This window comes from Nostoc sp. ChiQUE01b (assembly GCF_034531255.1).
Taxonomy (GTDB): Bacteria; Cyanobacteriota; Cyanobacteriia; order Cyanobacteriales; family Nostocaceae; genus Nostoc.
In genome coordinates this window covers 20,173-44,953 of sequence record NZ_JAVRBM010000017.1, presented here as the reverse complement: position 1 = coordinate 44,953, position 24,781 = coordinate 20,173, and the positions used below count along the sequence as shown (strand labels likewise).

Below are 24,781 nucleotides of genomic sequence, written 5' to 3'. Positions count from 1 at the left end.
AATTTAGAGTGAACTTTTTTATTTATAAAATAAATATGCCAACTCAAAGAATTATTAAATCTACATTTATTGGGCTAAATAATGAACCCCTCAGAAATGCTGTTGTTCAAGTAATTCACATGCAGGGTAGTACTATTGACAATATAGAATATCCTCAAGTTACTAAAAACTTTGTTACCGATAGAGAAGGTAAAATTAAATTTACTCTCTGGTGTAATGAAGAAGGGGAACGCCCATCTTTTTATAGGTTTGTATTGCCAGGTGGAGAAACTTTTGATGCCATTGTACCTGTAGGAACCTCTGACTTAGAACTCTCTGTACTGCGTGAAGGCGGGGCAGATACTTCTGATCCTCAACATCAATCTTTAATAAGCTATATATTAAATGAAATTGGGATAAATTTAGCAAGTAATACTCTAGATGGTAGAGTTAAAACTAATACTAATTCTTCTGATCCCGTTGTTTATCTCAAGTCTGAAGTAGACAACCTTTTAAGCCCTAAAGCTAATCAGTCTACCACTTACACTAAAGCTCAAACAGATGGTTTAGTAAATCCTAAAGCCAATTCTAGTGATGTTTATACTAAAGCGCAAACTGATAGTCTGATAGCACCCAAAGCTAACGCTACTGATATCTATAATAAAACTCAGGTTGACAATTTAGTAACCCCTAAAGCTAACTCTAGTGACACTTACACTAAAGCTCAAACAGATGCCCTTATAGGAGGTGTGACAGTTGATCTCAGTGGGTATTATACTAAGACTCAAACTGATGGTTTAGTAACCCCTAAAGCCAATTCTAGTGACATTACAGCAGCTTTATCTCTGAAGGCTAATACTACTGATGTAAACACTTCATTATCTATTAAAGCTAATCAGTCTACTACCTACACAAAAGTCGAAGTTGATGGATTAGTAGCTCCTAAGGCTAACTCTGTTGACGTATACACTAAAGTTCAAACTGATACTTTAATTTCAGGAGCTACTGCTACCGGAAGTAATGTTGGAGTTGGTGGGGTAGGAGTTTATAAACAAAAAACTGGTAGCAACTTAGAATTCAAAAATATTAATGCTGGGTCTTCTAAAGTAACTATTACAAATGATGCTGCTAATAATGAAATAGATGTTGATGTTGTTGAAGCTAACTTAACTTTAGGAAACCTCTCAGGTACTCTTCCTATAGCTAAAGGTGGAACAGGTAGCACAAGTGCTTCTGCTGCCCTTACTGCCCTTGGTGGAGCTACTATTACCAGTGTGGCTCTTAAGGCTGATGCAACTGCTTTAACTTCTCATACTTCTAGTACTAGTAATCCTCACTCTGTAACTGCTAGTCAAGTTGGGGCAATTCCTACTACAGATAAAGGAGTTGCTTTAGGGGTAGCTACTTTGGATAGCGGGGGCAAGATTCCTGATACTCAAATACCTGATGCAATCACAAGGGATACTGAACTTACTGCTGGATTGGCAACAAAAGCTGATATATCTTCAACTTACACTAAAACTCAAACTGACACCTTACTAACTGCTAAAGCTAATCAGTCTTCTACTTACACTAAAACTGAAGTTGATGGATTAGTAAATCCTAAAGCTAATTCTACTGATGTCTACACAAAAACTCAGACTGATACTTTAATTAATGCTAGACCTGATGCTTTAAATGAATTAACTGATACTACTATTACTACTCCTTTTAATGGACAAGCTCTTATTTATAATAATACAACTTCTAAGTGGGAAAATCAAAATTTACCAGTTGGAAGTATTGGGATATCAGTTAATATTAGTTCCGTGAATTATGACTCACAAAATAGAGTTAGTAGTTACATTATTAACGGGACTAATTATGTAATTACATATAATACTTTGACGACTGTAATTGTAGGTGGGGGTAAAACACGCACCATTACTTATAACTCCACTGGGCAATTAGTAAGCGACATAACAATTTAATAATATGACTAAAAGATTTATTAATACTTTTGTAGGCTCTAATGGGACCACATTTGAAGCTTACAATACAGATATTACTGCGGATACTGATTGGGCAACTAGTGGCAATACTACAGCAAGTATTATTTATAATAATACATTACGTCGTCCATCATCTCAAGGTTCAGTAACTCATAGGGTTAACTTTTTTACTACTCCTTTAAATACAAGTCAAACCCCTAATGTAAATAACTATGAAGTTACAGTAGATGTTAGCTTAGTAGGATATACCACTACAGCCTCTAATGTGGGTGTAATTGCTAGAGCCTCTGATACTACTAATAATGGTTACTTCTTTAGATATAGACCTAATACAGGTTATCAATTATTTAGACAAACTGCAGGTTCTTCAACTCAATTAGGTTCTACTAATACTACTGATTTAAATCCTACAGGGATGTCTTTTAGCTCCCCTTTACGTAGAAGATTAAGATTGTCAGTAGTTGGATCTAGTATTAATTGTTATGTAGATACTTATAATAATGGTACTAGTCAATGGACTGTAGGTTCTACTGCTTTAATTAGTACTACTGATGCTACCTATACATCCGGTAAATTTGGATTGTGGTTTGTTTCATCAGCCACAGATTCAACTACTCCTACAGATGGGTTTGTAGTTAATGAATACTATATTAATGATTTATCTGTAGCTGCTACTGCTCCTACTGGATTAACTGCAAGTAATATCACCCCTACTACTTTTGATTTATCTTGGACTGCTCCTAGTAATTTTGGTGATTATACTTTAACTAACTATGTTGTAGAAAAAACATCAATAGGAGGCTCTAGTTGGACTACTGTAGGAACACCTACAGGTTTAACTTTAACTGGAATTACATTAGACCCCAGTGGTAATGATGTAAGAGTTAGGGCTGTAACTGGTGGAGATCATATAGGAGCTAATTCTAGTACTTTAACTGTACCTAATAATAGTATTCCTGGTGCTGTCTCTACTTTTACAGTTAGTAATGTTACATCAACTACAGCTACCCTTAATTGGACTGCTTCTGCAAGTGGTACAGTTTTAAGCTATAAAGTTGAGTCTAGTGATTTAACTGGAAATGATAACTCAATAGTAGGTTCATGGAGTGCGATCGCTGGTAGCCCATTTAGTGCTGCTACTTTAACAGCAAGTGTAACTTTATCAGCAGGAGTAGGTAATGCCTTTAGGATTATTCCAGTAGGTAGTGGAGGAGATGGTACTTCAACTATTATTAAAATCTCTCGACCTAATCAGGTAGTTGGTTTTGGTAATTCTGGAGTCACCCTAACTACGGTGAATTTGGCATGGACAGCAGCTACAGCTAACAATACGCTTGTTACTGGCTACATTGTAGAATCTACTACCATTGGTGGATCTACTTGGTCTGCGATCGCTGGTAGCCCGTTTACTGGCACAAGTGTAACTGCAACTACTTTAAGTGGATCAGGTAATGATTTTAGAGTAAGAGCAACCAGTGTAATAGGGGCAAGTGCAAACGCTACTACTATTTCAGTAACGCCTACTAATGGAACTCCAGGGGCACCTACATCTCTAGCCCTTAGGTCATTCACCCCCGCTAGAACTGATTCACCACTTAATATTGCTTACTTCACCTTCACAGATACTGTAAATAACAAATGTCATCTACAATGGGCAGCACCTGCTTCTAGTGGTTCAGGTGGCGCAATTACAAGTTATTTAATTGAAAGTAGTGCTAATGGTTCTACTGGGTGGACTACTGTTATTAACACAGGGAATACTAACCTGGTAGCATATAATATTCCAAAAGCCACTGGGACTTTGTATTTTAGAGTAAGTGCTATAAATCCCTCAGGTATTGGAACACCTTCTAATGTTTTAACTGTGGCAGGTTCTACTTCAACTTGCGAAGGTAGAATGGTGCGCCAAAATGGGGTATGGACATTCTTTACACAGCCTAGAGCAGTTAGCTATCGCGGTAATACATATATTGGATGGGTTAGTAATGCTGGTATTGTAGGAATTACAAAAGTCAACAATATTACTAAAGAATCTACTCATTTTGACTTAGAAGATGTATCAACTTATGTAGTTCAAAATGGAGGAGCTGAAATTGATGACCATGATAATGCAGCAGTATTTATTAGACCTGATGGTAGGATTACTTGCTTCTATGGAGTGCATAATGATCCTGGAGGTATGCGATCGCGTACTACCATTTACCCAGAAGATATTACACAGTGGTCATCAGCCATTGTAAGTAGCCCAATTAACACAGGTACCACTCCTAATGTCAACTTGCCTACTTGTTATAGCAACCCAAGGTTATTGGAGGACGCTGGGATGATGCTTTATCATTTCCGCACAGGTTCCCCACCTAATGCCCCTCACGCTATTAGATTTGTAAACACTCAAGATACCCCAATAGCAGCAGCTTCTTATGGAACTGGTGTACCACTAATTCAAAGTACATTAGCGCCTTGGGCAACCCAAAGACCTTATGTTCAATCTGTAGTAAATGGTAAAAATCGTGTAGATTTCTTTTTTACTGATGGCCATCCTGGAGATTCAGGGACTAACGGTGATGGAAATGGAACTTCCCTTTATCACTTTTATGTATCTTGGGATAAAACATTAAATAAAGCACGATATTATACTTCTGCTGGAGTGGAAATGATCAACCCTTCAGCTACAGGTGCTCAATCTCCTAGTTTACCAATCAGACCTAAATATAGTGGAGGTAGCGACCCTACTCTTGTGTGGAATGGAGTCAACATTAGGTCATGGGGCTGGGATATTGTAATAGGTTTTGATGGTAATCCCTGTGTACTATTTACAACTTACGATAATGGTTCAGGAAGCTTTGGGTACACAAATCAGCGTTATATGTTCTCTAGGTGGAATGGTACGGCTTGGACCACAGCAGTAGATATAACCGGGGCTAATGTGGTTCCTTCCGCTAAGACCACAGTTAGAGGAGTAGCTGTTTCCTCCCCAGGTATGGGCACTAGCGGAGTAAATGGATTCACTTTAGATGAACCTTGTTATACAGGCGGTATATGTTTTGATGCCAATAATCCTAATATTGTTTACCTAGTTAATACTGTAGTTCAGAATCCATCTAATAATTCTGCTTTATCCAGCACTGATCCCACAGGTATAAGAGAATTGCAAGAATGGCAAACGAATGATAACGGATTAACCTGGTCAAAGGTTAGAGACATTACTACAAACTCTTTACCTAACATTATTAATGGTAGACCTTATAGCCCTAAAAATCATGATGGCAATATTGCTGTTGTGTGGTGGCGCGGTCCTTACTCTGGTTGGGTAAGATGCTTTAACACAAATCTTTGGTGTGCTCCTTCCTCAGAAAGCTTAACTACCCCTACTGGTCTTGCTCCTCTAAGTGGAAAAATAGCTCTTAGTCGCAGAGGTCAACTAATACCTTACACCTTTTAATTAATCACAGGCTTCCAATTAAGGAAGCCTTACTTTTTTTGTAAATTTATAAAATAATTATAATAAAATGACTACACAAATAGACAAAACTCAACCTACTAAGCAAATTAATTACATTAATCTAACCCCTGATACTCAATCTAAAATAGTTGACCAAGTATTAACCAATGCTAGTGGTGTTGGCTTAGGGATGATACTCACTATCTTAGGTTTACTACTCTTAGCCAGGTGGATGGGTATAAATAATCTTATTATGAAATGGGTGGAAAAGTTAGAAAGTGATGCTGAAAGTTTTAGAACACTTGCTAACTCTGTGCAAAATATGTCTGGTGACACTAAAACAAACCATAGTACTTATGTTGCTGACCACAATAAAATTATTGATCAGGTTAGAGAAGTTAAAGAAATTACTAAAGAAATTTTAATGAAAGTCGATAAAGTATAAATTAAATTTTTAGATATTTTAAATTTAGTACTAATAGTATAAACTTACAAGCATTGCCTGATAGTTTTTTTATAAATTAGGGAACTCTAATATAAGAATATTACAGTGGCAATCTAAAATGAAATTCAAGCAATTAGTTTTAGCTTTGATAATAACTTGTTCAATAATACCTCCCGCAATAGCCCAAGGCTCCTTGCCCTCATTAGAAGACGGGATGAGGCGAGATAGAGTAAGACAGCAGCAAAGTTTAGATGCTCAATCTCAATATAACTCTTCTCAGTCACAAGCACCTCTCTCAGCAGAAGATATATTTGGGGGTATTTTGGTGGCATCAGTTATAGTAGGGCCAGCAGTCTTTTTTGCATATAAATTTAAGTTATTATAATAAATTAAATAGGTAATTTGTAAATAAACATAAATTACCTATGAAGAAATTCAATAGCTCACAACTTAAGCCTTCTTAAATATTAAGAATAGTTCATATCTGCAAGTTAAATTTTCTGCCACATTGACAGCTTAAATTTACCTAGATTCCCGCACACAATACTCCAAAGAGCCAGAATAAGGATTCTAAGTTAAATTACTTAACTTTACTTTCCGCACTAATCCTAACTAAGAGGCAGAATTGGAAAGTCAGTCAAGGGATATGTATTGGTTCCAATATGTAACAACCATAACCAGTAAATATTCAAGTGTCAATATTTACTCAACAATTTATAAAACTTAATTGGTTAATTGTGATTACCTTTATTTAGTATCTGATTAGTATCTTAGATTTAAAGGCTCATTTACAAGGCTTACTGTATCTAGGCTCAGTTGGTTAGAGCGCTACGTTGACATCGTAGAGGTCACTGGTTCGAATCCAGTTACGTCCATTTATGTACAGTGACTAATTATTTGTCGTCGGTGACAGATTAATGTCGTTTGGACTAATTAACTGTCGTCGGGACAAATTGATGTCGTTTAAGTACCAGTGACAGATTAATGTCATTTATTTACAGAGACTATAGCTTTGAAGTTTGCCGGGAAGCTTTGGCTATGTTGCAAGATAAGGAGCCTTGGCTGTTTGAGGAATTTGTGTCTAAAAAAAAGATGAGGCGACTGATGCTGATATCTAACGCCTCTCAGCAAAAGTATTTAACATTAGCAGAATTTGATAAAGAGGCAGCGCTAGAAGCTCTTTGTCAAGGGCAGACTGTAATTCCTTTTTGGAGCGATCGCATTCACGAAGTCTTACACCAAAACCTCAAACGCTTTAGCGAGTAATATTAAGTACTATCACACCGCATAATAATACTTAGAATTCAGTAACATTATGCTTTACCCAGAATCTGAAAAAGCCTAGACCTCTCTCAAAACTCAACAACAGCAGATCAAGCCTGTTGACATCTAGAAAAATACAATTTATTAATTGCCTAATAAAAGCCGTAAATTTACATACAGCTTGTAGCCATTTAGCGATTATCCTTGATAAAAAATATTGAGGATATATTTTACTTTGTATATAAATAAGCACTTTAATACAGCCAATCTAGCTGCGGGTTAATGCGGAAGTCATGCCCACATTGACCATTAATCAGCGCCTTGATGCACTGCTACCAAAGCTGCAAGATGCACGCCTGTTGAGTAACCGTGGCATTGGTAACGAAATTGGCTTTTATATTTTTGATTATGACACTGAATATGAACCACTGGTACAGCGCTACGTCGATCGCCTGAAGCCGCAATTGACGAGTTCACCCACCCAGCTTATTTTGCTGGAAATTGACCTTTACAAGACTATTCTCGACATCTTGTCAGAACGAGGGGTACTCAAAAAAGCTTTTGAGTTGGAAGCAACTAAAGGAAATGCTGCCTTGGCTAAGACCATTGCGCCTCTTGTCCGGCCTGACCAAGTTATTGCCTACATCCAAAAAAAACTTAGGGGTGATGAACAGCTTGTAATCATGACTGGAATTGGTGCTAGCTGGCCCCTTTTACGATCGCATAGTATTCTCAACAACCTACACCCAGTACTTGACAAAATCCCCCTAGTGATGTTTTTCCCTGGTTCTTACGATGGGCATGAACTACGCCTATTCGACACCTTTAAGGATGACAACTACTATCGGGCCTTCCCTCTGATTCCCCACCAACAACACCACTTATGAATATCGCCGAACTCTTCCAAAAGGACATTCACCGTAATATCAATGGCGTTATTAAAGTTGGGCAGAAGGACGACGAGAATATTCGTCAAGAATTGGAAGAGTATGTCGTTACCAACGAACTGGATAGGCACTTTCGGACATTTTTTGAACGCTACACTAATGCCCTAAGCAATCCTACTGATAAGATGGGCGTATGGATTTCTGGATTTTTTGGCTCAGGAAAATCTCACTTTTTGAAGATTCTGTCATACCTATTGGCTAATCATCAACTGGAAACTAGCCGTGCCTTGGATTATTTTGATGAAAAACGCATACCTGATCCGATGTTGCAAGCCTTGATAGCACAGGCGGCACATAGTTCTTGCGATGTGATTTTATTCAATATTGACTCCAAAGCTGATGCCAATAATAAAAACCATAAAGAAAGCATTACCAAAGTCTTCCAAAAGGTATTTGACGAGCATTTGGGGTACTTCGGGACGGTTCTTCCCATTGCTGAGTTTGAACGTCAACTAGATCGCCAAGGTAAATATGCAGCTTTTCAACAAGCTTTCTTGGCAGAGAGTGGCTTGGAATGGAAGGAAAACCGAGATGCTTGGGGTTTTCATCAAGATGCGATCGCTAGTGCATTACAAACTAGCACGGGTATGAGTGCAGAAGCGGCTAACCGCTTACTGGACTTTGGGGAACAAAATTATACTCTGAGTCCAGAAAAGTTTGCTGGCATGGTAAAGCAGTATCTGGATAGTAAAGGGCCGCAACATCGCCTAATTTTTATGGTGGATGAGGTAGGACAGTATATCGGTGAAGACAGCAAACTGATGCTGAACCTACAAACTGTTGTGGAAGATTTGGGTACTTACTGTTTGGGAAAAGCTTGGGTGGTGGTGACATCCCAAGAAGCAATGGATGAGATTACCAAAAACAAGATTAAAGGCGAGGATTTTTCTAAGATTATTGGTCGTTTTTATCGCCCACTGAATTTGTCTTCTGCTAATACCGATGAGGTAATTAAGTTACGCTTGTTGGGCAAAACTGATGCGGCGCGGGCTGGGTTGGAAGCTTTGTATAGCCAGAAGATTGCTATTCTGAGAAACCAAATTGCTTTTACTCAGGACAGTGCCGATATGCCGGGATATAGCAATCCTCAAGATTTCTTTACCGCCTATCCCTTTATTCCCTATCAGTTTAATCTGTTACAAAAGGTTTTCACTCAAATTCGCCTCATGGGTTCTGCTGGCAAGCACTTGGCATCAGGAGAGCGATCGCTATTGGATGCTTTTCAGGTTGCATCCCAAGCGGTAGCCGGAGAACCTCTTGGTGTGCTGGTTCCGTTTCACACCTTTTACATGGCAGTAGAAGGCTTTTTGGATGGTATCATCAGCCAGGTAATTATTCAGGCGGCTCAAAATCCGCGACTACAGCCCTTTGATATTGACCTGTTAAAAACCTTGTTCATGGTCAAGTACCTTAAGGAAATTCGGGCAAATTTAGATAATTTGACTACCTTAAGCCTAAGTAATATTGACCAGGATAAGTTAGAACTGCGGCAGCAGGTACAAGCGGCGTTAGGGCGCTTGGAACATCAAACTCTCATCCAGCGCAATAGTGATGAATATATTTTCCTGACCCATGAGGAGCAAGACATTGGCAGGGAAATCAAAAACACTCAAGTTGATTCGGGAAAAATTCCAGCAGAATTGCAAAAACTTGTTTGGGGAGAAATTTTCCCTGATAAGCAGTTTCGTTACAGTCAGCGACACCAGTATAAATTCAATCGCAAGCTGGATGAACAACTCCATAGCCAGCAAAGTGATATCACGCTACATATTGTTACCCCCTACGTAGGGACAAGCTCACTACAGAATGAGAATTTCTGTATGATGTCTACAATGACTGGTTATGAGGTGCTGGTAAAACTTCCTGATGACGGGCGCTTACTGAACGACCTAGAAACCTTAGTCAAAACAGATGAATATTTACGTTTGAAGCGTCGTAACGACCTTAGCCCTAGCATCCAGAGAATTTTAACTACACGATCTGACGAGAATAATCAACGCCGTCAAGATTTGAAAATCATTTTAGAGGAGCTGATTACTCGTGCTGATGTATTTGCTTGTGGGAGTAAGTTAAATATTCGCAACCGAGATGCTAAGAGTCTGCTGACTGAGGGTCTTACTTATTTGGTAGACAATGTTTACCAAAAGCTCGGTTACGTGGCTAGTGGTTTTGAAAACGAAGATCAGGTAAGCAATGCCCTAACTCGTGAGAGTCAAGAACAAGATATTAACGGACAGCCTGTTAATGTGGCTGCTCATAGTGAAATGCGAGCTTGGTTAATGGAAGAAACTCGCCTTCGCCGCCTTGTCAGCATTAAGGCATTGGTAGATAAGTTTGCAGTCCGTCCTTATGGTTGGTCGGAATTTGACACTTTGGGGGTGATGGCGGAACTTGCTAACAAGGGTGTAATAGAATTGCGACACGCTCAAGGCAACGTTAATCTGCATGATAAAGGTTTAGTAATACAGTTGCGATCGCGCAAAGAAATAGATAAATATACTGTCCGCCTTACCGATGAAATTAACCCAGCAAACTTGAAGATTGCCAAAGACATGGCCAGTGACTTACTCAATGACAATATGTCTAGCGATCCACAGTTGCTATTTGAACAATACAAAAATGCCTTAACAAAACGCTCTCAAGAACTAGAAGGTTGGTTAATCCAAGCAGAAGGTGGGCTTCCCTTTGCTGAATTACTGCGTACTAACTTAGATTTGCTGGCTGAATTGTTAAGCAAGGACAGTGCGGCTAAGTTTTTCGACACATTTCGTCAGCGACGGGATGATATAGAAGAATTTATCGAAGATGTGCAAAAGCTACAATCCTTCTTCAGCACACAAATTAAGCTGTTCTGGCAAGCTCATAATGATCTGAAAACTTTAGAACCAGAACTACGCCATATTAGTGACCCAGATTTGCTTAAGCGGGTGGATTTAGTTAAGCAAATTTTGGCGATGTCTGACCCCACTGCCAAGATTCCAGAATTAGCAATGTTACTCCTACCTGTTAAAGATAAGGTGCAGGAGGCGCTAAAAACTCAAATCTATCAGGTGGAGACTAAAAGCAAGGCAATGCGGGAGAAATTAACTGAGTATGTGACTTCTGCTCACCAAGACATTTCTGCACAGCTAGACCTCAGTAACATTACTCAAGATATCGATAAAGTTGTCACCTCAGTTAACCAAGTAACAAGTATCGATTCTGCGATCGCACGTCAAAGTGAACTAGAAAACATCCTCCCACAATTGCTGCAAAAAGTAGATCGGCAAGCCAATGAAATTATTCAGCGTCAGTCGGACAATGGCAGTAACGCCCAAGTAACTTGTGTCAAATCCATCGTATCAGTCCAGGTAGCGCGAGTTGCAACTAAGTCGCTACTAGAAACGCCCCAAGATGTTGATGTTTATCTAGAGGCTTTGCGGAATACTCTATTAGATAAGATTCACCAAAATCATCGTATTCGTCTTGAATAAATCCGGTGGGGCTGCTCTTCTGGTTTATCTAGCCCAAACCTAAATGTAACTTGAGAGCAGCATCAACTAATTGCATCAAATCTTGATTCAAACAACCCAGCACATCTTCCGTAATGCGCTGCTTAGAAATCGTGCGTACCTGCTGCGCTTGTACCTTAGAAGGCTTAGATAAACCACTCTCCTCTGGATTCAATAACACCTCAAAAGGATAAACCCGACTGACATTAGACGTAATCGGTAAAATTGTCACTGTACTAGATGCACTGTTATTAGCATCATTACTGACAATCAGTATAGGCCGGCGTTTATCCATCTCTGCCCCTACTACTGGACTGAGATTAGCATAGTAAGTCTCACCACGTTTCATCTGTTAACCCATCCCCTACTGTCAAATCCCAATCTGGGTCAACTTCTGCTGAAGCTTGGCGGTAAGCTTGCTCTAATTCCTGATAGCGCAGTAATTCCAGTGCTAACTCAATGACTTGGGAGCGAGATTTACACCCCTTTGTCACTTTGTAATTCTCAATAAACTGCATCAAAGATGCTGGTAAGGAAATGGATAGTTTTTCAGATGGCATGGTATTACCAAAAGGTAATTATATTTTTCTTACTTTATAGTAGTAAAAATAGTAGGAAATCAACTTAAATCCTGGCGAATAGAATAAAACTCAGTTAAAACGCGGTGGTTATCAAGGTGTTAGTCCGTTAAAACTGACTTGGACTAACCTCCCCAAAATTGATTGCATATCGTGTACATACAAGCTTAATTACCTTATTCCACATCGTTTCGATCCCCCCTAACCCCCCTTAAAAAGGGGGGAACTAGAATCAAAGTCCCCCTTTTTAAGGGGGATTTAGGGGGATCAAACCACATTCTGCACCTAGTCAAGAGATGTGTGTACACCGGAGAAAGTCGATTTTGGGGTGGTTAATAACATAAACTACCAATTTTCAATCACCTCAATGAACCGCACTGCTATCAAAAACTTTGCTATTTGGGCGCGTCGTTACCTACGAGAACAAGTTAAAGCCCGTGCTGCCCAATTTGGCATTACTCACAAAAGCATTATAGAACCTCAGACAGTTGCAGGTGGATTGCTGGTGGCGGGTCAAACGTTAAATACCACAGAAACAAATCAGTATCATCAACTGCGAAATCGCTTGCAAGATTTAACGCTAACTTCCAGCCAACCCCAGGCGGTAGATGCGCTGATAGATGAAATTGCCTATACCTGGTTTAACCGTTTGGCAGCATTACGGTTTATGGAGGTGAATGGATATATCGGGCGGGTATTGAGTAGTAGCGATTCCAATTTGGTAGACCCTGATTTGTTACGGGATGCTAGTTCTATTGCCGAAATGGGAGATTTACCTGGACTTGACTTCGATACTCTCAATCAGTGGCGCAGTTTTGCCAATCATCATCCTAATCCCGATGAGTTTCTCTACCACCGTCTGCTGCTAGCTCAGTGTAAAGCTTTGGCGGAGGGAATTCCGGCACTGTTTGACCCTCGCCAGAATTACCAAGCGCTGTTTTTGCCTGGAAATTTGTTAAATCAGGATTCAATTGTACGGCGGCTGGTAAAGGAGATTCCAGAGGAGGACTGGCAGAATATTGAAGTAGTGGGTTGGCTGTATCAGTTCTACATTTCGGAACGCAAGGATGAGGTGATTGGGGCAAAGTCGAAGGTTGCAGCCGCAGATATTCCAGCCGCGACTCAATTGTTTACCCCCCACTGGATTGTTCGGTATATGGTGGAGAACAGTTTAGGGCGGTTGTGGTTAGAGGCGCACCCGGAATCACGCTTGCGTGAGTATATGCCTTACTATTTGGAAAATCCTAACGATAATGGTGAGGGTGAAAAGCCGCAAGCTTTAACACCTCAAGAGTTGACCGTGATAGACCCTGCTTGTGGTAGTGGTCATATTTTGGTATATGCGTTTGATTTACTGTTTGAAATTTACAAAGAGCAAGGTTATTTAGAGCGAGATATTCCAGCGCTGATTTTGACGCACAATTTGTATGGTTTAGATATTGATGAACGTGCAGCTCAGTTGGCAAGTTTTGCGGTATTGATGAAGGCACGGGCGAAGAATTCGCGGATTTTGCGGAAATCTCTGGCTTTGAATATTACGGCGGTGCGTCCTACCCATAGTCAGACTTTACCACCTGCTACAGAATTAAATGCTGAAGATTGGCAACCATTAATTGAGGCGTTTAAGGATGCAGATAATTTAGGAAGTTTAATTACACCACCGTCTTTTGATACTGATAAGTTGAAATGGCAATTGAATAAATTGGAAGCGAGTAGTTCGGTATTTCGTGAGTATGTTCCAGCTTTGCAGGGGTTGTTATTACAGGCGGAGTTGTTGAGGAATAAGTACTGGGTTGTGGTGGCAAATCCACCTTATATGGGCAATAAAACTTTAAATCATGTTTTCAAGGATTTTGCTATTAAAAATTATCCTGATTCTAAATCAGATGCTTTTTCTATGTTTATGGAAAAATTTGATAGCATTACACATGATCATAGCTATTTAGGCTTGATAACACCTTTTGTTTGGATGTTTCTATCTACTTATAAGGATTTTAGAATTAAACTATTAAATAATTTTACCATTACTTCATTAGTTCAATTAGAATATAATGCTTTTGAACCTGCTTGTATCCCAGTTTGTGCTTTTTCTTTGCAGAAGCCAGCCAATAAAAATAAATTAGGGGCTTACATAAAGCTATCAGATTTTAAAGGACATCAAAACCAAGCACCAAAAACTCTAGAAGCAATCAAAAATCCTAAGTGTGGATATCTTTATTCTGCAAAGTCGGCTGATTTTGCAAAGATTCCGGGGAGTGCGATCGCTTATTGGTTAACACCTAAACTAAGAGGAGTTTTTGAGGATGGTCAGTCTCTTAAAACAATTGCAGAAGTTAAGCAAGGATTGTTAACAACTGATAATCATAAGTTTCTCAGATTATGGCATGAAATAAATTATCGTAACATCGGTTTTGCATTTAATTCCAGAGAAGAAGCAAGGAAAAGTGTATTTAAATGGTTTCCTATCAACAAAGGAGGCGATTTCAGAAAATGGTATGGTAATCTGGAATTTGTAATTAACTGGTTTAATAATGGAGAAGAAATCTCAAAAACTGTTATTGAAAAGTATCCTTATTTAAATGGCAATACAGGGTTAGTTTTAAAGACTACTAATCCATATTTTCAACCAGCTATCACTTGGACAGATATTAGCTCATCGTTTTTTGCTGTTCGCTACCTTCCTGGTGGTTTTCTTTTTGAAAAAGGTGGTTCTTGTATTTTTACAGAAGATATATATTGTTTAATTGGTTATTTAGGCTCTAAATTTATATTTAATGTATTGAATATACTCAATCCAACCCTTCACTTTCAAGTTGGCAACTTGGCTGAGATACCAATATTAGTTGATAAATTAAAAAGTTTTTCTCCACAAATCAATAAACTAATCCAAACAACAATCTTTATATCTCGCCAGGACTGGGACAACTTTGAAACTTCCTGGGACTTCCAAATCCACCCCCTATTACGCCACAACACCAAACACCTCTCCGAAGCCTTCAACATTTGGCAAAGCAAATCAGAAACCGCCTTCCGCGAACTCCAACAACTCGAAGAAGAAAATAACCGCTACTGGATAGAAGCATACGGCTTACAAGACGAACTAACCCCAGAAGTACCCGACGACCAAATCACCATTCGTCGCGCCGACTTAAACAAAGATATCCGTTCCCTCATCTCCTACGCCGTCGGCTGTATCATCGGGCGCTACTCCCTCGACAAACCCGGACTCATCCACACCGGACAACTTTTTGACCCCTCCCTACACCAAACATTCCCCGCTAGCAATGATGCAATAATTCCCATCACAGACCAAGCATACTTCGATAACGATATCGTTACCCGCTTCATAGAATTTCTGCGAGTCGCCTATAGTCCCGAAACCCTTACCGAAAACCTCAACTTCATCGCTAACGCCCTCACCCTCAAAAACGGCGAAAGCGCCCAAGAACGCATCCGCCGCTACTTTCTGCAAGAATTCATTTCTGACCACATTCAAACTTATAAAAAACGCCCTATTTACTGGCTGTTTACCAGTGGAAAAAAACGAGCTTTTGGCGCATTACTATATTTACACCGTTACAGCGAAGATGCTCTTGCTCGTATCCGCACCGATTATGTTTTAGAATTGCAAGTCAAACTAGATGGGGAAATTGCCAGGGCGCAACAACAGCTAGATAATACCAATTCTAGCGCCGCTAAAAAAGCTGCCACAAACCGCCTGAAAGAACTGCAAGCCCAACAGCTAGAACTGCGAGATTACCAAGCCAAGCTACAAACGCAAGCCGATGCGCGAATTAATCTTGACCTTGACGATGGTGTAGCGTACAACTACACGCGCTTCAAAGGTTTAGTTTACGAAGGTGCAGATTTAAAAATTGCTGACTTAGAAAAAGCCTCGCAGTGGAAAAGGGAACTGTTGAAATGAATTGATACCCTGAAAAAGGGGGACTTTAATTATAGTTCCCTCTTTTTTCAGGGGAAAACTTCTTAAAGGATGTTTTAAAAGTCTTATCGTTGGTAGCAAACGTTTTAGATCCCCCTAAATCCCCCTTAAAAAGGGGGACTTTGATTCTAATTTCCCATTTTTAAACGGGACTTTGATTCTAGTTCCCCCCTTTTTTAAGGGGGGTTAGGGGGGATCAAAACGATGTGGAATAAGGTAATCAAACTTTAAAATTATGAATAACAATCTCAATAGTAGCGATTTCCATTTACCTTACAATCCAAAGCTTATAGAAAGAGCAAAAGAACTTCGCAAAAACATGACTCCAGCAGAAAAAAAGCTGTGGTGTGAGTATTTAAGGAATTTTAAATTTCGGGTTTTAAGACAAAGACCAATTAATCATTTTATAGTTGATTTCTACTGCCCTACTTTACAAGTAGCGATTGAAATTGATGGAGATAGCCATTTTACAGATGAATGTCAAGATTATGACATAGAGAGAACACGCATTCTAGAAGGCTATGGTTTAAAGATTATTAGGTTCACAAATAGCCAAGTTTTTAATCAATTTGATAGTGTGTGTGAGCAGATAAAGGGTTTAATCCCCCTAGACCCCCTTTCTCAGGGGAAAAATTCTTAAAGTATAGCAACAAGTAGATCGTTATCAATTTCGTAATCACCAGTGTTGATATTAATTGAGATAATTTTGCCAATATTTTCTGCTGTCTCGACTTGAACACGGATTACTTTTTCATAAAGTTCTCCGCCACGCTTTGCAATTTCTTCTTTACTAAGTTGGGAGTTAGGCATATCAACAATCTCCTAATTTAAGCTGCTAGCTTTCTTTGTATATAGTAAATCATATTGAATAGTATCTCCCTGCCCCTGCCTCTTTACAGGATGTTTTAAAAGTATTTAGCTGTGATTTTAGGCACTTATTGATCCCCCCTAACTCCCCTTAAAAAGGGGGGAACCGGAATCAAAGTCCTCCTTTTTAAGGAGGATTTAGGAGGATCTAGAACTTTTTGATACCGACAAGCTGATAAATTTAGTATTAGCCATTTCGTAATATTCAGTCAATATCTTCTTGATAAAACTACGATATTTTTCTAGCTTATCCATTGCTGAATTTCCTCCTTTCGTACATTACAGCGTTCTTTGAGAAAATATTTTCATGTTTGATAATTTGTGTAAGTTTCTTGTCGAAAGCTTTCCCAGCGACTTCGCCACTTGGTTGTTAGGTGAACCAATAACCCTAACTGAATTAAGTCCCAAAGAACTATCCCTAGAACCAATTCGTGCCGATGCGCTCATCCTACAGCAATCTGATGAAATAGTCTTGCATATCGAGTTTCAAACTCAACCAGACAAAAATATACCCTTTCGGATGACAGACTACCGTTTGCGGGTGTATCGTCGCTTTCCTCACAAGCGGATGATTCAAGTAGTAATTTATTTACAAAAAACTGATTCAGAACTCGTTAGGCAAACTACATTTACTCTTGAAGAAACATCTCATCGCTTCCAAGTAATTCGCCTATGGGAGCAACCAAAAGAAATATTTTTGCAAAATTCCGGTTTACTTCCATTTGCAGTTTTAAGCAATACAGATAGTAAAACTAATACTTTACAAGAAGTCGCAACATTAATTGACAATATCACCGATAAACGGACTCAAAGTAATCTTGCTGCATGTGCATTTATCCTGGCTGGGCTAGTATTAGAAGAAGAAGTGATTCAGCGTTTGCTGCAAAGAGATATTATGCGTGAGTCAGTAACTTATCAATCATTACTAGCCGAAGGTCGAGCGGAAGGTCGAGACGAAGGTATTCGACGTGTTGCTATCAATATGTTAGAAGAGGGAATGTCTATCGAAGTAGTTGCAAAAGTGACTGGTTTAACAGTTGAACAGGTGCAACAATTGCAAATTGCCGAAACAGAAAAGCCAACAGAATGAACACTACTCGTATCCAAAACACCCTAGAAACCCTCTTCCAAGATTCAGCCCGTTGGTTGCACCCAGGACGGAGGGTGGTGTTTTGGTACGACCCCGAACAACAATTTACCAGCAGCTTCAATGAACTCCAACTCGAAGGCGTAGAAAAACTCCAACTCGCTGATACTGCCTTTACCGTCAAATATCACCTGCTGGTCGAGCAACCCACACAAGCTTTTCTACTGTACGCCCCCTTTCCCGAACCTGCACCCCAAGAAAACTGGCTTCTAGACATCCAAAAAAGCGGTTTAACCTTCTCTGCTGACCCCGCCGCCCTCATCTATGCAGATTTAGGATTGCGATCGCGCCGCCTCGAAATTGTCATCCGAGAACATGATAAATTCTTTAAAAGCCGCAAACGGACAGAAGCCCTGCAAGCAATGGGTATTTCCCCGGACAGCGACGAACGGGGATTACTCCTGGCTATGCTTTCCGTCCTCGCAGGCTTAAAAGTACCCGATGCAGGGACACTGATTCGGCGGGTGCTGCTGGGCGGTTTATTAGAGTCGGATAACGTCCTCTGGTCTGATATTGAGCGTTTTATCTCCCCTGAAGCCTTCTGGGAAGTAGTCCAAGAACACACGGACTTTCCGAAGCAAAACCCCAGTTTAAACAAGTTATTCGTGCAGTTGCTAATCACGCATTTTGCTAAATCTCTGCACGGTACCATCCCGCCCCAGCTAGCAAACCAAGTCATCACTCCTGGACAACGGGCTTATGCCTTTATCGACCAGTGGATGCGCGACCAGCAGGATTCTCTAGGCTGGAAGATCCTCAGCAGTGAGGTAGCAGAACAATTACATATATTTGATGCTATAGAGAATTTAGAGCCGGAAGTTTTATTTGAAGCAGCCAGTTTCGAGGTGGTGGATAAGGTATTAATCCGCACCTGCGTTAAAACACTGCAAATGCAAATGAGGCAACAAATAACGGAATTGACACCCTGGCGAACTTGGTTACAGGCACGTCATACCCTGATTTGGTTCCCCCAGTATGAAAAGATTTATCAAGCATTAGAAGCTGCGATCGCTCTGTTGGAATTTAAGCAACAGTATCCAGAAGGATTCCGCCAACCAGCCCCACTTCTCTTCAAAGCCTACGCCAGCGATTTACACTCCTTTGACCAAGCTTACCGCCACTTTATCGTCAAGAGTGATGATGCCCAAGGAGATATCCTCAAAGGTTTAATTGACGACGTAGAAAATTTATACACCCAATGGTTCCTGGATAGTCTAGGAGAAGCCTGGTCTGATGCCCTTAGCGAAGAAGGCAAGGGAGAAAAGGGGAAAATCCTCCCCCCTGCCTCTTCTCCCCTGCCTTTAAGTTGGGAATTAGAAGGCATAGCATCGCAAACTAGATTTTTTGGTAGGCACGTATTCCCAATTTTAGAACGGAGCGATCGCGAAAAAGTATTTGTGATTATCTCCGATGCTTTGCGCTATGAAGTCGCCAGCGAACTCCAAGAAGTAATTAAAAAAGAAGTTCGGGGTGAAACCAGCCTAGAGGCACAATTGGGAGTTTTACCCAGCGTGACACGGTTGGGTATGGCAGCACTTCTTCCAGGGTCAAAACTAGAACTGATACCAAGTGATGATGATGTTCGACTGGATGGACTTAGTACTAAAGGAGCATTAGCAAGGCAAAAGGTACTAAACCAAAATAGTCGGGTAGAAGCTACAGTACTTAGCGCCAAAGACCTGCTAGAGATGAATACTGACGAAGGACGGGCTGCTGTGCAACCTTATCGCCTAATCTACATTTATCACAACGTCATTGACGCGATCGGCGATCAGGCATCCAGCGAACGTCAAGTACTATCAGCTTGCAAAACAGCAATTAGCGAACTGCTACGGCTGGTAAAGAAAATTTGTAATTCTATCAATGGTACAAACGTTATCATCACCGCAGACCACGGTTTTTTATACCAACGTCGCCCCATTCAAGAGGCAGACAAGCAACCCCTACCAAGTGGTGAAGCAGTATTGGAAAGCAAACGCCGCTACCTGCTAGCACGAGAACAGTTGAATGATTCAACCTTACTGCACTTTAGCCTGCCCTATACAGAAAATGGCACAGTTGCGATCGTTCCCCGTGGTAGTTTACGCTTTGCCGTCCAAGGTGTAGGAGCGCAGTTTGTCCACGGCGGGGCATCTCTCCAAGAAGTATGCGTACCAGTTATCACCTATCATCACCAACGGGCGGTTAAAGGAGACGAAGGCCCAGCCCGGAAAGTAGGGGTACAGGTAAGTGCCAGAGTTCGGCGGGTAACGAATAATCGTTTTACATTGACATTAGTACAAAGTGATGCAGTTGAGGGGAGATGGCGATCGCGTCAAATTACAGTTGCGTTCTACGATCCCCAAACTAATACACCGATAACAGATGTGCGAGGAGCAAACTTAAGCAGCACTAGCCCCCATCCTAGCGATCGGGAAATTAACTTAAGGTTGACCGTAACTACTGCTAATCCCCCTAGTAACGTCTATTTAATAGTTAAGGATGCAGACGATGAGAGTGAATTGCTCCGAGAAACCTGGGCAGTTAGTTTAGGAATCGCTAACGACTTTGGAGATTTCTGAGCCAATATAGTCACAAGATTTTAGATGTTGGATTATTAACCAACTGACTTCAATCATCTCAGAATAATCACCAGCAGTTCATAACCCTTGTATGCATGACCTGAATCAAAAGCTAAACAGCATTTACCCTGGAAAGGTAGTACGTAAAGACCTGACTAAACGTATTAAAGAAGGTGCCAATGTACCAGTGTATGTGCTGGAATACCTACTTGGTATGTACTGCGCGACCGACGACGAAACCACCATTGAAGAAGGCGTTACTCGTGTAAAAAACATCCTGGCACAGAATTACGTCCGTCCTGATGAAGCAGAACAGAGCAAATCTAAAATTCGGGAATTGGGACGATTCACCATCATTGACCGGGTAACGGTAACGCTCAACGACAGAGATGACATCTACCAGGGAACTTTAATGAACCTGGGTGTCAAAGGCGTAGTCATTGACCCAGAAATTGTCAAACCCAACCAAAAGCTTCTGGGTGGTGGTATTTGGTGTATTTTACAACTTGAATACGAAGCAGGAACCAAACCCAGTCCCTTCATTGTGGGAAGCCTCAAACCTATCCAAATGCCTAGTGTGGATATGGACGAATTGTTTGCGGGTCGCCCAGCTTTTACCCGCAGTGAATGGATTGACCTGCTGATTCGGTCAACAGGACTGGAACCCACTACCGTCAGCGAAGATGTAAAATGGCATCTACTTGCCCGTTTGGTAGCTCTTTGTGAAAATAACTACAATTGCTGCGAACTCGGCCCCCGTTCTACAGGTAAATCACACGTCTACAAAGAAGTTTCTCCTAACTCAATCTTGGTTTCCGGTGGAAAAACTACAGTAGCGAATCTTTTCTACAATATGTCTAACCGTCGCGTGGGACTAGTGGGTTTATTTGACGTGGTTGCCTTTGATGAAGTAGCAGGCATGAGCTTTCATGATAACGACGGTGTGCAAATCATGAAAGACTACATGGCATCAGGTTCTTTTGCACGCGGTAAGGCGGAGATTACCGCTAATGCTTCTATGGTCTTTGTCGGCAACATTAATCAAAGCGTGGAATCCTTAGTGAAGACCTCACACCTGCTGGCACCTTTCCCCGAAGCCATGATTGACACCGCCTTCTTCGACCGCTTTCACGCTTATATTCCTGGCTGGGAAATCCCCAAATTTAGCCCAGAGAATTTTACTAACCAGTACGGGTTTATTGTCGATTACTTAGCAGAGTGGCTGCGGGAAATGCGTAAACGCAGTTTTGCCGATGCCATAGACCTCTACTTCAGACTAGGTAACAATCTTAAGCAACGAGATGTTCAAGCAGTTCGCAAAACTGTATCAGGGCTGCTGAAACTGCTCTTCCCAGATGGCTCATTTAGTAAGGAAGATGTGCGCGAAGCCCTAGTGTATGGGCTGCGGGTGCGACGGCGAGTGAAAGAACAGTTAAAGAAAATTGGCGGAATGGAATTTTACGATGTGCATTTCAGCTACATCGACTTGGAAACTCTAGATGAGCATTTTGTCTCAGTACCGGAACAGGGTGGTTCGAGCTTGATTAGTCAGGAAATGCTAACTCCCGGTCACTTGCACTTTGTCAGCACTGGGGATAGCGGCATAATCGGAGCATTCAAACTTGAACTGCAAGCAGTACCCGGTAGTGGCAAGCTAGTACGCACTGGTGTAGCAACGGCTGGCAAGATGAAGGATAGTTTAAACATTGCGATGAATTACTTCAAAGCTAACGCTCAAAGAGTTAGCAGTAGCATTTACCCAAGTAATTTGGATTTTTTGCTCCAGTTACTAGACTTGCAAGGGTCTGGCGCACCGCAAGAGAGTGGATTAGCATTGTTCGTTTCTTTATGTTCTGCTTCTCTAAAACGAAGTGTTCAAACGCAATTTGCAATATTTGGGGAAATGACCATTGGTGGGACGATTACACCAGTCAGTAACCTAGCGGGTAGTCTGCAAGTAGCCTTTGATGCTGGCGCTAAACGTATCCTCTTACCAATGGCAAGCGCCGTAGACTTAGGCAGTGTTCCGCCAGAATTGTTTGCTAAATTTCAAACATCATTTTACGCTGACCCCGTAGACGCAGTATTTAAAGCGTTAGCAGTCGATTAAAAATCAAGCATGAGAGTCAGGTAATGAGCTAGCCCATTAGCGAGTAATTGTTGACGCAAAGCTGATGGCACCGGAACAGAACGAATTTGATAATTTCCTCTTGGGGACGTGGGTTGCAATAGACCCGCATTTACTAGCACTAGTAAGGTGTTGCTAGCAGCCTTTTTATAGGTGGAGTTTGACCATGCAGCCACAGTTGAATTTTGATCTCGCTTTCCTTCAAAGAAGGTTCGCAAGTCAGCAGTCGTTACGACATAATCAAAACCTTTAATTTTGTCCAGCAGGACTTCAGCGATGAGTTCGCGCAGAAGGCGGTGTTCTTGCAGAATCAGGAACAATATGGTGAATCGACGGGTATCAGGGTTACTAGTGGCAATTAATTGAATATATTCCTCTGGCACTTGTTGAAGGCGTTTGAGAACAGTTTGTAGCGCCCGCTCACGAGAAACTTGGGAGCGTAGTTGAAATAAATCATCCACCAATACCCGTTGCCGAATATCTTCCTGGGTTGCACCTTGGTACATCAGTTCAGCAACTCGCAGGGTTTCAGTCAAAACAAAAGCGTGGTTAGTACGAGCAGCATAAGCCGTTTCAGTCATAGTAGTAAGAATAACAAAGACAGGCAGAAACCTTTCTCAAATCCAGACGGTAAGCTATCGTACAGCAATAATCTTGCTGAGGAAGGTTTTTGGCATCCTACTATGTAAGTCTCCCTTGATATATTCGTCAAGCGTGGTAGCTAGAAATTTATATAGGAATCCTGTTTGAGTCTTGCTGGGTATACTGACACTCTACGCAAGCGATCGCATCACACATCATTTCCCCCGAATTGGAGGAATTTTACCATCATTTTGGGCTTGTTTGATAGCTCGTTTCACAATTAACACTGCCATTTGAGACAAAGAACGCTCCTCTGCATCAGCCAAAAATTGCAGGGCTTCTTTGTCTTCTTCTTCCATATAAAGAGTTACAGTTACTTTTCCCATTTCATCACCATAAGCGATTTAGTGTGTTTTTACTTTAAACACATTAAAGCACACTAATTAACACAAAAGCACTTTATTCTAGCGTATAATTACTGATAAGTCAAAAGCCAGCCATCAACTTTCTCAGGGCGGATGCTGGCTTTTGGCCCCCATATCACAGGAGACATTTTCCATGTTAAAGCCTGTTAGCTACAAAACAGATCAACACAGAGCTTATCAACAAGCTTTAGATGATTTCGGCATCACAGAATTACTGGCAAAGCTCAACAACTACTCTGATGCTGACTTTGATAGTGCCTGGATACAACTCCAGCAGCAAGAAATAGAAAGTCTAGCTGCGATTCTGATTTCTCAATTAACTTACAGCCTCAATGGTAAGTTGATTGCCGCTTATCTCAATCTCATCCGGCACAGTAACCAAGATATAGTCCCAAGCTTGATTAACCTCAAATGCCCAGACGCATCTATTGAGCTTCCCGCTAACTTTCCCAATGTAGCAAAGACACCCAGATTTTTATATGGCGATGCCTACGGCGGGCTCTCTACTGAAAGCGATACTGACTGGGGTATTGTCATAGGTCGATTTTATAGCTTTGCTTGCGATCGCTACTGCTGGAGTTGGTGCTACCTGATTTGGTTGAGCAAAGAGAGCCAGAGTGCTGCTTGGACATCTACCGATATTGCTTGGGAAGAAGATTTAGAACCAATCAGCGAGGAAACAGACTTATGAATCCTCATCCACTCAAGCAGCGAGAGCAAGATTTGATGCAATTTTACAGTTATTGTCAACTGGGAATGACCCCCAAGCAATTTTACTGCAAATGGCAGGTGAACCACGAAGAAATTGCTCAGATTTGCGATCGTTCCTTGTCCACGGTTCGCCGCTGGTTTGCAAGAGGTAAAAACTACCGCCGCCCCATGCCAACCGATTTGCGCCACCTTGCACTGATGAACTTTCTGCTGGAACACTTTGAGGATATCCCCGAAGAAGTGTTGCAGAAGCTTTGTTTTCCAGACAAGAGTGAGTAGGA

19 protein-coding genes and 1 tRNA gene are annotated in these 24,781 nt (G+C 41.0%); 15 read left to right on the top strand and 5 right to left on the bottom strand.

Features of this window, described 5'->3' with window-relative positions; all coding sequences use genetic code 11:
* The first annotated feature begins 35 nt into the window (after positions 1 to 35).
* The 8 genes from RMY63_RS13800 (at position 36) to brxC (ending at position 11,540) form a co-directional block, all read left to right on the top strand.
* Entirely contained in the window at positions 36 to 1,949 is a 1,914-nt protein-coding gene (locus tag RMY63_RS13800; protein ID WP_322729243.1) for a hypothetical protein, read from the top strand.
* A gap of 4 nt (positions 1,950 to 1,953) precedes the next feature.
* A complete protein-coding gene (locus RMY63_RS13795; RefSeq protein WP_322729242.1) occupies positions 1,954 to 5,412 on the top strand; it encodes a fibronectin type III domain-containing protein in 3,459 nt (1,152 codons plus the stop codon).
* 67 nt (positions 5,413 to 5,479) lie between these two features.
* Positions 5,480 to 5,857 carry a hypothetical protein gene (locus tag RMY63_RS13790; protein ID WP_322729241.1) on the top strand — a complete coding sequence of 126 codons (378 nt, stop codon included), beginning with the start codon at positions 5,480 to 5,482 and terminating at the stop codon, positions 5,855 to 5,857.
* Positions 5,858 to 5,975: 118 nt separating this feature from the next.
* Positions 5,976 to 6,242 (top strand): hypothetical protein, encoded by a 267-nt coding sequence (locus tag RMY63_RS13785; RefSeq protein ID WP_322729240.1) that lies wholly within the window; start codon positions 5,976 to 5,978, stop codon positions 6,240 to 6,242.
* 417 nt (positions 6,243 to 6,659) lie between these two features.
* Positions 6,660 to 6,732 (top strand) — tRNA-Val (locus tag RMY63_RS13780).
* 109 nt (positions 6,733 to 6,841) lie between these two features.
* On the top strand, positions 6,842 to 7,123 hold the full coding sequence (locus tag RMY63_RS13775; RefSeq protein WP_322729239.1) for a hypothetical protein: 282 nt from the start codon (positions 6,842 to 6,844) through the stop codon (positions 7,121 to 7,123).
* Positions 7,124 to 7,413: 290 nt separating this feature from the next.
* Positions 7,414 to 8,007, top strand: coding sequence for a DUF1788 domain-containing protein (locus RMY63_RS13770; protein ID WP_322729238.1), 594 nt, complete (start codon positions 7,414 to 7,416; stop codon positions 8,005 to 8,007).
* The gene (gene brxC / locus RMY63_RS13765) at positions 8,004 to 11,540 is read left to right on the top strand and encodes a BREX system P-loop protein BrxC (RefSeq protein ID WP_322729237.1); all 3,537 of its coding nucleotides are present in this window, start codon (positions 8,004 to 8,006) and stop codon (positions 11,538 to 11,540) included. The genes RMY63_RS13770 and brxC overlap by 4 nt, the downstream gene beginning before the upstream one ends.
* Before the next feature lie 28 nt (positions 11,541 to 11,568).
* On the opposite strand, the gene RMY63_RS13760 is transcribed toward brxC, so the two are convergent.
* Positions 11,569 to 11,907 carry a type II toxin-antitoxin system PemK/MazF family toxin gene (locus RMY63_RS13760; protein ID WP_322729236.1) on the bottom strand — a complete coding sequence of 113 codons (339 nt, stop codon included), beginning with the start codon at positions 11,905 to 11,907 and terminating at the stop codon, positions 11,569 to 11,571.
* Positions 11,894 to 12,118 (bottom strand): CopG family transcriptional regulator, encoded by a 225-nt coding sequence (locus RMY63_RS13755; RefSeq protein ID WP_322729235.1) that lies wholly within the window; start codon positions 12,116 to 12,118, stop codon positions 11,894 to 11,896. The genes RMY63_RS13760 and RMY63_RS13755 overlap by 14 nt, the downstream gene beginning before the upstream one ends.
* 385 nt (positions 12,119 to 12,503) lie before the next feature.
* On the opposite strand from RMY63_RS13755, the gene pglX reads away from it, so the two are divergent.
* The gene (gene pglX / locus RMY63_RS13750; protein WP_322729234.1) at positions 12,504 to 16,061 is read left to right on the top strand and encodes a BREX-1 system adenine-specific DNA-methyltransferase PglX; all 3,558 of its coding nucleotides are present in this window, start codon (positions 12,504 to 12,506) and stop codon (positions 16,059 to 16,061) included.
* Positions 16,062 to 16,314: 253 nt separating this feature from the next.
* Entirely contained in the window at positions 16,315 to 16,719 is a 405-nt protein-coding gene (locus RMY63_RS13745) for an endonuclease domain-containing protein (RefSeq protein ID WP_322729233.1), read from the top strand.
* On the opposite strand, the gene RMY63_RS13740 is transcribed toward RMY63_RS13745, so the two are convergent.
* Entirely contained in the window at positions 16,716 to 16,889 is a 174-nt protein-coding gene (locus RMY63_RS13740; protein ID WP_322729232.1) for a hypothetical protein, read from the bottom strand. The two genes, RMY63_RS13745 and RMY63_RS13740, sit on opposite strands and share 4 nt — an antisense overlap.
* 364 nt (positions 16,890 to 17,253) lie before the next feature.
* Between RMY63_RS13740 and RMY63_RS13735 the strand changes: the two genes are divergently transcribed.
* From RMY63_RS13735 to brxL, 3 genes are all read left to right on the top strand, one after another.
* A complete protein-coding gene (locus RMY63_RS13735) occupies positions 17,254 to 18,036 on the top strand; it encodes an Rpn family recombination-promoting nuclease/putative transposase (RefSeq protein ID WP_322729231.1) in 783 nt (260 codons plus the stop codon).
* On the top strand, positions 18,033 to 20,654 hold the full coding sequence (gene pglZ, locus RMY63_RS13730) for a BREX-1 system phosphatase PglZ type A (RefSeq protein ID WP_322729230.1): 2,622 nt from the start codon (positions 18,033 to 18,035) through the stop codon (positions 20,652 to 20,654). The genes RMY63_RS13735 and pglZ overlap by 4 nt, the downstream gene beginning before the upstream one ends.
* A gap of 91 nt (positions 20,655 to 20,745) precedes the next feature.
* A complete protein-coding gene (gene brxL, locus RMY63_RS13725; protein ID WP_322729229.1) occupies positions 20,746 to 22,764 on the top strand; it encodes a protease Lon-related BREX system protein BrxL in 2,019 nt (672 codons plus the stop codon).
* Here brxL and RMY63_RS13720 read toward each other — a convergent pair.
* Positions 22,761 to 23,363 carry a BrxA family protein gene (locus RMY63_RS13720; protein ID WP_322729228.1) on the bottom strand — a complete coding sequence of 201 codons (603 nt, stop codon included), beginning with the start codon at positions 23,361 to 23,363 and terminating at the stop codon, positions 22,761 to 22,763. The genes brxL and RMY63_RS13720 overlap by 4 nt on opposite strands.
* Before the next feature lie 216 nt (positions 23,364 to 23,579).
* A complete protein-coding gene (locus RMY63_RS13715; protein WP_084227419.1) occupies positions 23,580 to 23,750 on the bottom strand; it encodes a ribbon-helix-helix domain-containing protein in 171 nt (56 codons plus the stop codon).
* Positions 23,751 to 23,922: 172 nt separating this feature from the next.
* Here RMY63_RS13715 and RMY63_RS13710 point away from each other — a divergent pair, with 172 nt between their 5' ends.
* Both RMY63_RS13710 and RMY63_RS13705 read left to right on the top strand, forming a co-directional pair.
* Positions 23,923 to 24,480, top strand: coding sequence for a hypothetical protein (locus RMY63_RS13710; protein ID WP_322729227.1), 558 nt, complete (start codon positions 23,923 to 23,925; stop codon positions 24,478 to 24,480).
* Positions 24,477 to 24,779 carry a helix-turn-helix domain-containing protein gene (locus RMY63_RS13705; protein ID WP_322729226.1) on the top strand — a complete coding sequence of 101 codons (303 nt, stop codon included), beginning with the start codon at positions 24,477 to 24,479 and terminating at the stop codon, positions 24,777 to 24,779. The genes RMY63_RS13710 and RMY63_RS13705 overlap by 4 nt, the downstream gene beginning before the upstream one ends.
* Positions 24,780 to 24,781: the final 2 nt, after the last annotated feature.

Excerpts from the sequence above, each read along its gene's own strand:
- brxL (WP_322729229.1), top strand. The coding sequence starts at position 20,746 with ATGCATGACCTGAATCAAAAGCTAAACAGCATTTACCCTGGAAAGGTA.
- RMY63_RS13775 (WP_322729239.1), top strand. The coding sequence starts at position 6,842 with ATGTCATTTATTTACAGAGACTATAGCTTTGAAGTTTGCCGGGAAGCT.
- RMY63_RS13715 (WP_084227419.1), bottom strand. The coding sequence starts at position 23,750 with ATGGGAAAAGTAACTGTAACTCTTTATATGGAAGAAGAAGACAAAGAA.
- RMY63_RS13745 (WP_322729233.1), top strand. The coding sequence starts at position 16,315 with ATGAATAACAATCTCAATAGTAGCGATTTCCATTTACCTTACAATCCA.
- RMY63_RS13770 (WP_322729238.1), top strand. The coding sequence starts at position 7,414 with ATGCCCACATTGACCATTAATCAGCGCCTTGATGCACTGCTACCAAAG.
- pglZ (WP_322729230.1), top strand. The coding sequence starts at position 18,033 with ATGAACACTACTCGTATCCAAAACACCCTAGAAACCCTCTTCCAAGAT.
- pglX (WP_322729234.1), top strand. The coding sequence starts at position 12,504 with ATGAACCGCACTGCTATCAAAAACTTTGCTATTTGGGCGCGTCGTTAC.
- RMY63_RS13785 (WP_322729240.1), top strand. The coding sequence starts at position 5,976 with ATGAAATTCAAGCAATTAGTTTTAGCTTTGATAATAACTTGTTCAATA.
- RMY63_RS13735 (WP_322729231.1), top strand. The coding sequence starts at position 17,254 with ATGTTTGATAATTTGTGTAAGTTTCTTGTCGAAAGCTTTCCCAGCGAC.
- brxC (WP_322729237.1), top strand. The coding sequence starts at position 8,004 with ATGAATATCGCCGAACTCTTCCAAAAGGACATTCACCGTAATATCAAT.
- RMY63_RS13795 (WP_322729242.1), top strand. The coding sequence starts at position 1,954 with ATGACTAAAAGATTTATTAATACTTTTGTAGGCTCTAATGGGACCACA.
- RMY63_RS13740 (WP_322729232.1), bottom strand. The coding sequence starts at position 16,889 with ATGCCTAACTCCCAACTTAGTAAAGAAGAAATTGCAAAGCGTGGCGGA.
- RMY63_RS13790 (WP_322729241.1), top strand. The coding sequence starts at position 5,480 with ATGACTACACAAATAGACAAAACTCAACCTACTAAGCAAATTAATTAC.
- RMY63_RS13710 (WP_322729227.1), top strand. The coding sequence starts at position 23,923 with ATGTTAAAGCCTGTTAGCTACAAAACAGATCAACACAGAGCTTATCAA.
- RMY63_RS13760 (WP_322729236.1), bottom strand. The coding sequence starts at position 11,907 with ATGAAACGTGGTGAGACTTACTATGCTAATCTCAGTCCAGTAGTAGGG.
- RMY63_RS13755 (WP_322729235.1), bottom strand. The coding sequence starts at position 12,118 with ATGCCATCTGAAAAACTATCCATTTCCTTACCAGCATCTTTGATGCAG.
- RMY63_RS13705 (WP_322729226.1), top strand. The coding sequence starts at position 24,477 with ATGAATCCTCATCCACTCAAGCAGCGAGAGCAAGATTTGATGCAATTT.
- RMY63_RS13720 (WP_322729228.1), bottom strand. The coding sequence starts at position 23,363 with ATGACTGAAACGGCTTATGCTGCTCGTACTAACCACGCTTTTGTTTTG.
- RMY63_RS13800 (WP_322729243.1), top strand. The coding sequence starts at position 36 with ATGCCAACTCAAAGAATTATTAAATCTACATTTATTGGGCTAAATAAT.